Below are 11,822 nucleotides of genomic sequence, written 5' to 3'. Positions count from 1 at the left end.
TGGTATGGGCGATCGAAAAGAAGCCGCACTCCGTGAGGTTCAACCGGGATGCTAACAGCGCAATTTTGCAAATGACAATGAAGAATCGTGCACAGCGAACATGCAAGTTTGCATGGGTGCATGCTTGGCTGCGCTACGACCTTTGGCCCGGCAGATACGGCCACAGCATGGTTGCGCTGCTACCGGGGACTGCGTCAACGCCTGCAAGCTCATCGCGGTCAGGCCTGCAAACTGAACAGCGCCACCTGCGGAGCTTCACTGACCCAGCACTGCCTTACCGTCCACCCGGCACTGGCTGCCAGTTGGGTGAAGGACTCAACGGTGAACTTGTGTGAGTTCTCCGTGTGCAGCCGTTCTCCAGCGGCGAAATGAAAGCGCTGGCCAGCGACAGTCACCACTTGCTCGACTCGACTGACCAAATGCATTTGCATGCACGACTGATCGGCGTTCCACTGCGCCAGGTGACTGAATGCATCGACGTTAAAGTCGGCGCTCAGCTCGCGGTTGATACGGGTCAGCAGGTTCTTGTTGAAGCGTGCCGTGACGCCTTCGGCGTCATCGTAAGCCGCGACCAGCGTCTGGACCGCCTTGACCATGTCCACGCCAACGATGAATTGCGCGTGCTCGCCCAATACACCGTGAGCGCAACGCAGGAACTGCGCGGCTTGCTCGTGGGTGAAGTTGCCGATGGTCGATCCTGGGAAGAAACCGACGCGGGTGTGGCCATCGGCTTGCTTGGGCAGCGTCAGCACCCGAGTGAAATCGTCCACCTGAGGCGCCACCACCAGCTTGGGGTACCGCTGGCGCAGCGCCTGCGCCGCCTTGTTCAACGCCGTGGCGCTGATGTCGATCGGAACATAAACGGCGATATGGGGGGCGGCATCGAGCACCAGTCGGGTTTTTTCGCTGGCGCCGCTGCCGAACTCAACCAGTGCCGCCCCTTCGGGTATGGACGCGGCGATCTGCGTGGCAATGCCTCTGAGCAGCCCGGTTTCAGCATTGGTCGGATAATACTCGGGCGTCCGGCAAATCGCTTCGAACAGCTCGGAGCCGGCGGCATCGTAGAAGTACTTGGGCGACACGCTCTTGTTCGGTTCCGACAGCCCGGCAACCACGTCTCGGGCAAATTCGCTGTCGTTGGGGTTGACCACGCCTGGCTGGCGACTGTCGCGAGCCAGGCGTAACCCGGCGACCATCCAGCGTTTGTCGGTCGGGAAGAAATTACGATAGGTCAGCCGGCAATGATCGGGCGATGTCACGCTGGCGCCACCGCGCAGCACCATTTGGTTGACCATGAACTTGCCGTTGTACTCGCCAACTGCACCGGTCGAAGGTTTAAAGCCGGGATAGGCGCTGTAGGCACTCTGCGTCCACTGCCAGGCCACGTCATCGACCTGTTCCAGCAGCCCGGCGCGAGCGGCCGCTTCCCATTCCGCTTCGGTGGGCAGCCGTGCTTCGGCCCAAAGCGCAAAGGCGGCGGCCTCGTAGTAGCTGATATGGGTGACGGGCGCGCCAAGGTCGATGTCCTCCAGGCCACGCAGGCTCATGCGTTTCCAGCCGTTGTCGTCATGCTGCCAGTACAGCGGCGCGTTCCATCCCTGCTCCTGGATCAGTGTCCAGCCTTCGGACAGCCACAGCGCTGCGGTGTGATAGCCACCGTCGGCAATGAAACTCAGCCATTGACCATTGGTGACCAGCCGATCGCTGATCTCGAAAGATTGTAGATACGTCGTATGCCGCGGGCCCTCATTATCGAAGGCAAAGCTGCTGCTGCCGTGGCCGATTTGCGTAAGACCGGCGCTCAGCGGTTTGAACCGTCCACGACGACCGGCAGCGTCTTTCGGCCAGGCCGGGTCATACGCGGGTTTAAGTGACGACAGGCTGAACAGGTGCAGGATGTCCATCAACAGCAGTTCCTGGTGCTGCTCTTCATGGGCCAGGCCCAGTTCGATCAGGCTCTTCATCTCGTCGGTCAGCGGGGTTTGCAGCAACGCCGCCATGTACTCGTCGACGTGTTTGCGATAGGCGCGCACCTGATCGACGCCTGGCCGGGTCATCAGGCCCCTTTGCGGACGCGGGTGGCGTGGCCCGACCGCTTCGTAGTAGGAGTTGAAAAGGTAGCCGAACGCAGGGTCGAACGCGGTGTAGTCCGGCACATTAGGCGCCAACAGGAAGGTCTCGAAAAACCAGGTGGTGTGCGCCAGGTGCCATTTCGCCGGGCTGGCGTCGGGCATTGACTGCACCACCATGTCCTCGGGGCTCAGTGGAGCGGCCAACTGTTCGGTGCGGCTGCGAAGGCTTTGATAGCGGGTGTATAGCGTCTGGGTGACAGGTGTTCCGCGTAGCTGGCGTGAGTGGCGCGTCATCGGGTCTTCTCCGGATCTTGCCGACGCCCGGTAGGCTGCTGCGATACAGCCAGGCGGTACGGCTTTTCTCGTGTCCAGGCCGCCCCAAAAAAGAGGCGGCCCGGCCGTTGGCTAATAAAGGCGCTCGAACGATGCAGGGGTCACCCGGGCCGCCACCGGCCTTGGTCCATCGGTTTCAGTCATAAGTAAATGTCACGTTGTCAGCATAGAACGCGACATAGCCTTCGATTTGCTTGGCCGATGGATGGGCCTCTTCATACGTCCAGACAGCGTTGGCAGCTGTCTCGCCGTTGGCACTGAGGCTGAAATAGCGGGCATCGCCTTTATAGGGGCAATGGGTTCGATGTTCGGTTCTAAGGTAATGTTCAATCGAAATATCCGAACGAGGCACATAGATCACTGAGGGGTAGTGAGCCTCTTTTAGGACGAGCGCCTTGTTGCTTTGCGCCACGGGTACGCCGTTGAACTCGACCCGCAGATGACCCGGGAGCGGGGTGATGGTAATGGGATGGTCGGGACCTGGGATTTTCACTGCGATCACTCCTGCTGGCATGGGAAAACCCGATGAGCCTGTGCGCAACTCGTTACGCTCGGACCCCACTGAAGGAACGTGAGTGTAGTCGTGCTGAATGAAGCGGACCGGCATTTGCCCGGGTGTCTCCTTTTTGCCCCGAGTGGTGCCAGCAATGCGGTTTTCGGAACCTGAGCAGGGCTTGCACAGTCAGCACGTAATGATATCTATATCTACTCATCGCCAGGCTTGGCTGGCATCGAAAAGCGTGCGTTGCGGCCGGTCCCGATCAGCGGAAACGGTCATGAACAGGCGGAGACACGTGCATGAATGATCTATCCAGTCTGCTCGACGCACTCGATCAGGCGCAGGCCGGGCAACAGGACGTGGTGATCGCCACCGTGGTCAAGGTCGAAGGCTCGGCCTACCGTCGACCAGGCGCGCGCATGATCATTGCTCAATTAGGCGACTCGACAGGGACGGTCAGCGGCGGTTGCCTGGAAAGCGACGTTAGCAAGAAGGCCTGGTGGTTCACCGCCAATGGCAAACCGGCGATTCGCACCTACAGCACCGGCGAAGACGACGATGAGCTGGAGGAGGCCGAATTGAGTTTCGGCTTGGGTTGCAACGGCACCGTGCACTTGCTGTTCGAGCGGGTTCAGCACCAAGCGGCCGATCCCGATCCCGCCGGTCTTGTGGTGGACGTGTTGCGTCAGATCAAGGTCAGCGGGGAGGGCGCAGCGCTGGCGACGGTCATCGGTACCCCCGACGAGCGGCGTGTCGCGATTGGCGAGCGCGTGGCGTTCAGTTCATCTGCCGGGGTTCGGGTTCAGATGCGCGAACGCTGGCTGGCACGCATGATCGCCGAAGACCTGCAGGCGGTGCTTGAGGGGCGGCGTTCCGCCACCCGCACCTACGAATGTGCAGGGGGCGGCATCGAGGTGCTGCTCGAATATATTCCGGCGCCGCGTCGGCTGGTGGTCTTCGGCGCCGGCCACGATGCTCTGCCTCTGGTCAGCATGGCTCGCCTGCAGGGCTGGCACATCACGCTGATCGACGCCCGCCCGCACTTCGCTCGCGCCCAGCGCTTCCCCGACGCGGACCGGGTACTGACCGCACCACTGGAGCCGTTGCCCGAACTGGCCGCGATGGTCGCCGATGCCGCGGTTGTGGTGATGACCCACAGCCTGACTCAGGATCGCCATTGGCTGGGACAGGTCCTGCAATGTTCCCCAGCCTACATCGGCCAGTTGGGCCCGCGCACCCGCACCGAGCGCCTATTGGACGAAATGCCGACCCAGGACCACGACGCTGCGGCCCTGAGCCGCCTGCATTACCCGGTCGGGCTCGATCTGGGCGGTGATACCCCGGACAGTGTGGCGTTGTCGATCCTTTCCGAAATCAACGCCGTATTCAATGGCCGCAATGGCAGCATGCTCAAGTTCCGTGAAGCGAGCATTCACGCAGTGGACGTGAAGATCGAGCAGCAAGCAGGTCTGCAAATGATCGGATGAGCGCCGTAACTTTGCTGCTGCCCATACGGTGTACGAGCCTGGCTTGCCGGCGATCTGGCGCTTAGCGGCAGTGAAATCGGCAGATGCGGTGGGTCAGGCAAATCGTGTGCGCAGGTTTTACTGCCGCCGTGCGGCAGATCGCTGGCAAGCCGAGCTCCTACGGCCTTCGGCCAGAATCAAAGGCGTCGCTATCGGCATAACCGCGCTGGGCGGCGCCTCTGCTGTCACCTTCGTTTCTGCCCGCAGGGCGATTGGTCTACTGTTGACGTCGCTTCTGCCTGCAGGGCGTAGGAGCCTGGCTTGCCGGCGATCTGGCGCGAAGCGGCAGCGGAATCGGCAAATGCGGTGTGTCAGGCAAATCGTGTGCTCAGGTTTTACTGCCGCCGTGCGGCAGATCGCTGGCAAGCCGAGCTCCTACGGCCTTTGGTCAGAATCAAAGGCGTCGTTATCGGCAGCGGCACCTTCTCCGACCCATCGCTGCGTTCATATCTATGACCTGTATGTCACTTCTGGTCCGCCTTGCGAAACCCACAACCACTTCTCCTCCTCACATGGCACAATCCGTCGTTGAGTAATATCGTTCTGCCCACGGTCTCAGCAAAGCATTCACCAGGTCTTGCTCGATGAACGACAAGTACATACCCCACGACTGGGCTCCCCATGAACGGCCATCGCTGCCGGGGTCGCCATCTACGCCGCTGCATTCGACGCCCAAGCGCCTGGCGTATGCCATCGTCGGCATAATCGTGGCGTTGACTGGCGGGCTGGGCAATGCGCTGGTGGTCGCCAACCTGCAATACCTGCAAGGTGCGCTGGGCGCTACCCAGGCGGAAATCGCCTGGCTGCCCGCCGCCTATGTAATGACCAACGTGTCGATGAATCTGCTGCTGGTGAAATTTCGCCAGCAGTTCGGCCTGCGCGCGTTTACCGAAGTATTCCTGGTGCTGTACGCACTGGTGACCTTCGCTCACTTGTTCGTGAACGATATCGGCTCGGCGGTGGCCGTGCGGGCCGCCCATGGCATGGTCGGCGCAGCGCTGGGCTCGCTCGGGCTTTACTACATGATCCAAGCCTTTCCGCAAAAGTGGCGAATGAAGGCGTTGGTGCTGGGCCTGGGCACCGCGCAACTGGCCACGCCCTTGGCTCGTCTGGTATCGGAAGACCTGCTGCAGATCGCCGAATGGCGCGGGTTGTACCTCTTTGAACTGGGCATGTGCCTGCTGGCGCTGGGGTGTGTCCTGATCCTCAAGCTGCCGCCGGGCGACCGCTTCAAGGCGTTCGAGAAACTCGACTTCCTGACCTTCGCCTTGCTCGCTTCCGGCTTTGCTGCGTTGTGCGCGGTGTTGTCGCTGGGAAGAATCGAGTGGTGGCTGGAGACGCCCTGGATCGGTATCGCGCTGGCGTCCTCCATCGCGTTGATCCTCGCCGGGCTGTGCATCGAACACAACCGCACCCGCCCGCTATTGATTACCCGGTGGCTGGGTAGCGGCCGAATGATCCGTTTCGCCCTTGGCGTACTGCTGACGCGCGTCGTGCTGTCGGAACAGTCCACAGGCGCGGTGGGGTTTCTGCAAGGCATGAATCAAGGCACTCAGCAGTTACACACGCTTTATTTCTTCATGCTGCTGGGCAGCGTCGCCGGGCTAGCGGTCAGCGCCCTGACCATCAACCCCCAGCATCTGCTCAAGCCGTTGATCATCTCCCTGGCGCTGATGGCGATAGGGTCGATCATGGACAGCTTTTCTACCAGCCTGACCCGTGGCCCGCAAATGTATTTCAGCCAGTTCCTGCTGGCCTTCGGGGGCACCTTCTTCCTCGGCCCGACGCTGGTGCTGGGGGTCAGCGGGGTTATCGGCAACCCACGCAACCTGGTCAGTTTTTCGGTGATGTTCGGTATTTGCCAAAACATCGGCAGCCTCTTGGGCTCGGCGTTGCTGGGCACCTTTCAGGTGTGGCGCGAGAAATTCCACTCGGCGCATATCGTCGAGCACGTCACGTTGTTCGATCCCCAGGTGCAGTCGCGGCTGCAAAGCGCAAGCGGCGCCTACCTCTCGGCGATTGCCGATCCCTCGACGCGTACCAGCCTGGGTATTCGTGCCCTGGCCACCGCTGCTACCCGCGAGGCGAACACACTGGCGTATAACGACGTGTTTATGGTGATCGCGCTGATCGCCATCCTGACGGCGATCTGGACCGCTGGGCGTGCAACATGGCTGTGGGTCACCACTGAGCCGGTGGCGCCGTTTACCCCGACGACACCGGCCGCAAATTCCGTTCAACCTTCTGGCGCTCAACCTTCATGACAGAACCCGAAAATCCTTCAGGCAATCCGTCTGTTCCCCAGTCATCTGGTCCCGCTCCGGCACCGGCGGTCATGCCGGCGACTACGCAACCGCGCTCGGCACGGATCCGTCTGGTCTCAGCGATTCTGTTTGGCGGCGTCGCGCTGGCCGGTGTGCTGATCGTGTTGTATGCCTGGCAGTTGCCGCCGTTCAGCAGCCCCATCGAAAGCACCGAGAATGCGCAGATCCATGGCCAGACCACGATCATCGGGCCGCAGTTGAGCGGCTATGTGTATGAAGTACCGGTGCAAGATTTTCAGTGGGTCAAGCAGGGTGACCTGTTGGTGCGTATCGACGACCGGATCTACCAGCAGCGTCTGGATCAGGGCATTGCCCAGTTGGGCATTCAGAAGGCCTCCCTGGATAACAATCTGCAGCAACGGCGCAGTGCAGAGGCGACTATCGTTCAACGTCAGGCAGCGGTGGGCAATGCGCAGGCGCAAAGCGACAAGGCGGCGGCTGACCTGCGGCGTAACCAGGCGCTGGTGACCGATGGCTCGGTGTCGAAAAGCGAGCTGGACGTGACCCGCGCTGCCGATGCCCAGGCCCGCGCTGCGCTGGCCGAAGCCAAGGCGTCGCTGGAAATCTCCCGACAGGATCTGCAAACGGTGATCGTCAATCGCGGATCACTGGAGGCCTCGGTGAAGAACGCAGAGGCGGCGATCGAATTGGCGAGGATCGATCTGAGCAACACGCGGATCACCGCGCCAAGGGACGGCCAGTTGGGCCAGATTGGCACCCGGCTGGGCGCTTATGTGAATGCCGGTGCGCAATTGATGCCGTTGGTACCGAAGACGCGCTGGATCATCGCCAACATGAAGGAAACCCAGATGGCTAACGTGCGTTTGGGGCAACCGGTGAGTTTCACTGTCGACGCGTTGGAAAACCGCCGGATGCGCGGTCGAGTGCAGCGTATTTCACCGGCAGCCGGCTCCGAATTCAGCCTGCTTCCGGCTGACAATGCCACCGGCAACTTTGTCAAGATTGCCCAGCGCATACCCGTGCGCATTACCGTGGACAGCGATCAGGAGGACGTAGACCGACTGCGACCCGGGATGTCCGTGGTGGTCAGCATCGACACCAGTCAGGACGGCCCTGTACCGCCGGATCCGGTAGACGGGACGGTGGATACACCCCGTTGAAAGTTTCGCCAGGCTTAGGACACGCTCTCGTTAGGGAAAGCATTGGCCCGCGGCGCAATCGTTGAAATGCCATCGTCCGCGGGCCGACGCTCATGCTTATATGGGGGTCATACCATTCGCCGCACGGTATTGTCCTTGCGTATGAAGTGATGCCAGATCGCTGCCACGACGTGCAGCCCGATAACGTAGTAGAAAATCGTGCCCAGCAGCACATGGAAATGCTCCAGCGTTTCGGCAGTCTCCTTGGAAATCGCAAAGGGCGCGGGGATGGCCAGCGACGTCAGTGGGACGGGCAGGGCGCCACGCTCAAGCAGTACCGTAAACAACCCCAGCAGTGGTTGCACAAACACGAACGCGTAGAGCGCGTAATGCGAAAGCGTGGCAGCCAGGCGCAAGGCCCCCTGCAGTGGTGGGGTGATCCCCGGTGGCGTATGCCGATGACGTTCGGCCATCCGAAAGAACGCCATGACCAGCACCACGATCCCGACCCAAAAATGCGTCTGTACGACAAAGGTCCGCAGATCGGTGCCTTTGGCGAATTGACTGCGGCTGAGGATCAACGCGTAAGCCAGCAGGATCAGTACGGCCATGACCCAGTGAAACCAGCGGGCTTTGTAGCTATAGCGTTCAGGGTTAGCAGATGTGCTCACAGTCAGGCTCCTCGGTTTTGGTTTTATCCGCCCCATGGGCAAGGGCATCGCATCAGGAACACGATCATCGCCGCATAGTCCGGTCAATCTCAAGAGTGGCGCGTGTTTTCCGCCGTTGCTAAAGGGCTCAAACTGCAGGGCCATGCAGGAAGACATTTGCAAGTTTCATATGCTTAGGTCATTCCGACAACGCGTAAAGTGGATTGGAAGTTGTAATAAACCTGGCGATTCTATTTTCAGCGGGTGATCGAGATAAATAGTAATGCTATTAAATACCCGAGGAGTTATCGGTCATCAGTTAACAGAAGTTTCTATGAACTGCCGTTCGAGGTTATTCGAACGAATACATCTCTTGCTAATGAATAACCTTTATTTTTTTATTATTAATAAATTACTTGTTAGATTTAATCGTGATAAAAAAACCATCAAAACGGGTTTGACAGGGAATCCGGTTGGATCCATCTTAGTCGCGGACGGTTCATAAGTTCTGACCATCAGTCTGATTAGACTGGCATTTTGCTCACGCTTGCTCGGGCCCTCCCCATTTACTCATGAAAAACTGCGCCAAGGACTATTCTCATGGATGTCCCCGACTTCGTACGCCTTCTAAAACACAGAAATATGGATTCGGAAGTGTGGTGGGATGCCTCGCCGGTCCTATATGCCAGCTTCCAAAATAACTTGAACACCAAATACCCCGACATGGGCGAGTTTATTAACACCATGCTGCCAACGGCTCTTTGTGATAGCCGTTACGGTATCAGCGGAGCAACTACCAATCCTGGGTTGATTACCCAGGCTGTATTGAAAAGTCCCCAGGTATGGCGCCGTTATATCGACAGTCTGCCGCTGGGGTTTTCCGATGTGGACAAGGCGCGGCAGGTCTACGACCAGATGATCACTGAAGGTGCCCGGCTTCTGCATCCACTGTGGAGCTCGTCACGCGGTCATCAAGGGTGGTTGTCGGCGCAAATCGAAGGCGGCGAGCGGATGGGCGAAGACGCGCTGGTGGCGCGCGGGCTAAAACTGGCCCGCCTGGCCCCGAACGTGATGATCAAGGTTCCCGGCAGCGAGCAGGGTTACCGGGCCATCGAGCAACTGGTGGCCCAGGGCTGTTCGATCAACAATACGTTCTGTTTTACCGTTTCCCAGGTCGCAATTTATCTGAAAGCCATTCATGACGGGCAGCTGCGTGCTCGGCTCCACGGTGTCAACACTGACGGCGCACGGTATGTCGTCAGTTTCATGATCGGTCGCCTGGGGGCGCAGGGTGAATTCGCGGCACAGGCGATGCAACGACGCCTGAACCTTACCGGCCCTGACCGACGCTGGGCGGAACTTGCAGTCTATCAGGCCATGCAGGCGTTGCTTCGGCGGCGTCAGACCCCGGTACGCTTGCTCCTGTGCAGCTTGAAGATCGACACCGATGTGCAAGGCCGCGAGCATTGCTGGCATCTGCAGCGCACCGGTGCCGATACCACCTTGTATACGCTGACGCCGCAGATCATTGAATTTTTGATCCGCCGCCAGCAGCAGTCGCGGCCGGTCACCCCTGCCAACGGTTGGGTGCAGATTCCCAGGCGGGTCATCAACCGGCTGACCGCCATTCCCTATTTCAATCAAGCCTATTTCGAAGGCGATCTGGCACCGTCGGAGTTTGCCATGCACCCGGCCTTCGTCACGGCGGGTAACGACGCCCGAACCGGACAGGAGCGGTTGCTGGCTTTCGTCAAGGCGACTACGACCAGGCGCGATCTCGCGCCTGCGCGCCCCATGAGCCGCCCGGCGATGGAGCGTGCGTCATGAATCGCATGATTGCGCTTTGGGCTCACCCCCGGTCGCGCTCCACGGTGCTTGAACGCGTGTTCATCGAGCGCGGCGACTTCGAGGTGTTCCACGAACCGTTCGCCTCCGTGGCCTTCGATGAACAGTCAGCCATCCCCCATGACAACCTGGACTGCGGGCTGCCGCGCACGTACGAGGGAGTGAAGTCGTTGCTGCGCGCCGCGGGCGAGCGCCGGAACGTGTTTCACAAGGACATGTGCTACCACTGCCTGGATGCGCTCAAGGCCGACCCTGCGTTTCTGCTGGAGCAGCAGAACGTATTCATCATTCGTGAGCCAGCCCGGGCCATCGTTTCCCATTTCGCCATGTTCGAACAGATGCCAATGCATGCCATCGGCCACAAGGCTCTGTACGACATTTTCTGCCTGGTCACCAAGCTCACCGGCAAGGTCCCGTACGTGGTCGATGGCGACGAGCTGGCACGTCGACCGGAGCAGACCGTGCGCAGGCTATGTGACCACCTGCAGCTGGAATTTTTGCCCCATGCATTGAGCTGGGAGCCGGTTTGCCCGGTGCAGTGGCGACCCTGGCGCAGCTGGCATCGCCATGCCGAGCGCAGTCGTCGAATCGTCGCAGCCCCTGAGACCTTCGATGACCGCCCGCTTAGGACTCATCCGCACTTGATGGCCTATTACAAGGCCCACAGACCGTTCTATGAGCGCATGAACCAATTCGTGCAGCGGGAGCCTTCATGAAAAAAATCGTCATCACCGGTGCAGGCAACGGCATCGGCAAGGCCACGGCCATTGCCTGTGCCAATGCGGGCTACTACGTCATTGCCGCGGATAAGGATGCACGCGGGCTGCGGGGTCTGCAGCGAAGCATCCCGGTCCATCAACTGGAAAGTCACCTCGCCGACTTTGCGCTGTACGAGGTTTACCAGTCGTTCATCGGCAAGCTCTACAGGCATCACAGCGCCCTGCACGGGCTGATCAATAACGCCGGGCTGTATCACGGTAAAAGCATCTACCAGTACACCGACGCGGAAATCGAAGAAATGCTCGCGGTGAACCTCAAAGCCCTGGTTTACCTGTCCCGGGATTTCGCCCTGCATGAACAGTCAGCCCCGCACATGCGCAGCATCGTCAACATCGCGTCGGTGGCCGGTGAAGTCGGCAGCATGGATGCGCTGTATGGCGCAACCAAGGCGGGGGTCATCGGGCTGACCAAGGCCAACGCCTGGAACTTCGCGCCCCGGGTGAGGGTGAACGCGGTCTCGCCGGGCTTGATCCGAAACACTTCGATTCACGACCGCATTCCTGAGCACCGTCGCAGTGAGTACGAGCGTCAAGAGTGCCTAAAGCAACCCATCGAGCCTGAGGGCGTGGCCGATGTAATCATGTTTCTGCTCTCCGATCAGAGCCGGCACCTGACCGGCAAAGTCATTGCAATCGATAACGGTGCCTACCCTCGCTAGGGACGGGGGCAGCCACCTACCTTCTGGAGATCCAC

The 11,822-nt window shown here is 60.0% G+C and carries 9 protein-coding genes; 6 read left to right on the top strand and 3 right to left on the bottom strand.

The window, feature by feature from the left end; translation table 11 throughout:
- Positions 1-218: 218 nt before the first annotated feature.
- Both egtB and B3I26_RS27260 read right to left on the bottom strand, forming a co-directional pair.
- Positions 219-2,366 (bottom strand): ergothioneine biosynthesis protein EgtB, encoded by a 2,148-nt coding sequence (gene egtB / locus B3I26_RS27265; protein ID WP_296262475.1) that lies wholly within the window; start codon positions 2,364-2,366, stop codon positions 219-221.
- Between the two features lie 175 nt (positions 2,367-2,541).
- Positions 2,542-2,898 carry a DUF427 domain-containing protein gene (locus tag B3I26_RS27260; RefSeq protein WP_409521992.1) on the bottom strand — a complete coding sequence of 119 codons (357 nt, stop codon included), beginning with the start codon at positions 2,896-2,898 and terminating at the stop codon, positions 2,542-2,544.
- Between the two features lie 305 nt (positions 2,899-3,203).
- Between B3I26_RS27260 and B3I26_RS27255 the strand changes: the two genes are divergently transcribed.
- From B3I26_RS27255 to B3I26_RS27245, 3 genes are all read left to right on the top strand, one after another.
- The gene (locus B3I26_RS27255) at positions 3,204-4,391 is read left to right on the top strand and encodes an XdhC family protein (RefSeq protein ID WP_296262474.1); all 1,188 of its coding nucleotides are present in this window, start codon (positions 3,204-3,206) and stop codon (positions 4,389-4,391) included.
- Positions 4,392-5,014: 623 nt separating this feature from the next.
- Positions 5,015-6,694 carry an MFS transporter gene (locus tag B3I26_RS27250; protein ID WP_296262473.1) on the top strand — a complete coding sequence of 560 codons (1,680 nt, stop codon included), beginning with the start codon at positions 5,015-5,017 and terminating at the stop codon, positions 6,692-6,694.
- Positions 6,691-7,875, top strand: a complete 1,185-nt coding sequence (locus tag B3I26_RS27245) for an HlyD family secretion protein (protein WP_296262471.1) — start codon at positions 6,691-6,693, stop codon at positions 7,873-7,875. Before B3I26_RS27250 ends, B3I26_RS27245 begins: the two co-directional genes overlap by 4 nt.
- 107 nt (positions 7,876-7,982) lie before the next feature.
- Here the strand turns inward: B3I26_RS27245 and B3I26_RS27240 are convergent, their stop codons facing one another.
- Positions 7,983-8,561 (bottom strand): cytochrome b, encoded by a 579-nt coding sequence (locus B3I26_RS27240; RefSeq protein ID WP_296262627.1) that lies wholly within the window; start codon positions 8,559-8,561, stop codon positions 7,983-7,985.
- Between the two features lie 543 nt (positions 8,562-9,104).
- Between B3I26_RS27240 and B3I26_RS27235 the strand changes: the two genes are divergently transcribed.
- From B3I26_RS27235 to B3I26_RS27225, 3 genes are read left to right on the top strand one after another with little or no spacing between them, the layout of a single operon-like run.
- On the top strand, positions 9,105-10,331 hold the full coding sequence (locus tag B3I26_RS27235; RefSeq protein ID WP_296262470.1) for a transaldolase family protein: 1,227 nt from the start codon (positions 9,105-9,107) through the stop codon (positions 10,329-10,331).
- Positions 10,328-11,065, top strand: coding sequence for a sulfotransferase family protein (locus B3I26_RS27230; protein WP_296262469.1), 738 nt, complete (start codon positions 10,328-10,330; stop codon positions 11,063-11,065). The genes B3I26_RS27235 and B3I26_RS27230 overlap by 4 nt, the downstream gene beginning before the upstream one ends.
- Complete coding sequence (locus B3I26_RS27225) at positions 11,062-11,787, top strand: SDR family NAD(P)-dependent oxidoreductase (protein WP_296262468.1); 726 nt, start codon at positions 11,062-11,064, stop codon at positions 11,785-11,787. Before B3I26_RS27230 ends, B3I26_RS27225 begins: the two co-directional genes overlap by 4 nt.
- Positions 11,788-11,822: the final 35 nt, after the last annotated feature.

This window comes from Pseudomonas sp. UBA5706, assembly GCF_002419965.1.
GTDB lineage: Bacteria > Pseudomonadota > Gammaproteobacteria > Pseudomonadales > Pseudomonadaceae > Aquipseudomonas.
Note: the sequence above shows the minus strand (reverse complement) of the source record. Positions and strands in the feature narration are given on the sequence as shown.

Coding starts and splice junctions, on each gene's coding strand:
- B3I26_RS27235 (WP_296262470.1), top strand. CDS start 9,105: ATGGATGTCCCCGACTTCGTACGCCTTCTAAAACACAGAAATATGGAT.
- B3I26_RS27225 (WP_296262468.1), top strand. CDS start 11,062: ATGAAAAAAATCGTCATCACCGGTGCAGGCAACGGCATCGGCAAGGCC.
- B3I26_RS27230 (WP_296262469.1), top strand. CDS start 10,328: ATGAATCGCATGATTGCGCTTTGGGCTCACCCCCGGTCGCGCTCCACG.
- egtB (WP_296262475.1), bottom strand. CDS start 2,366: ATGACGCGCCACTCACGCCAGCTACGCGGAACACCTGTCACCCAGACG.
- B3I26_RS27250 (WP_296262473.1), top strand. CDS start 5,015: ATGAACGACAAGTACATACCCCACGACTGGGCTCCCCATGAACGGCCA.
- B3I26_RS27255 (WP_296262474.1), top strand. CDS start 3,204: ATGAATGATCTATCCAGTCTGCTCGACGCACTCGATCAGGCGCAGGCC.
- B3I26_RS27240 (WP_296262627.1), bottom strand. CDS start 8,561: ATGGGGCGGATAAAACCAAAACCGAGGAGCCTGACTGTGAGCACATCT.
- B3I26_RS27245 (WP_296262471.1), top strand. CDS start 6,691: ATGACAGAACCCGAAAATCCTTCAGGCAATCCGTCTGTTCCCCAGTCA.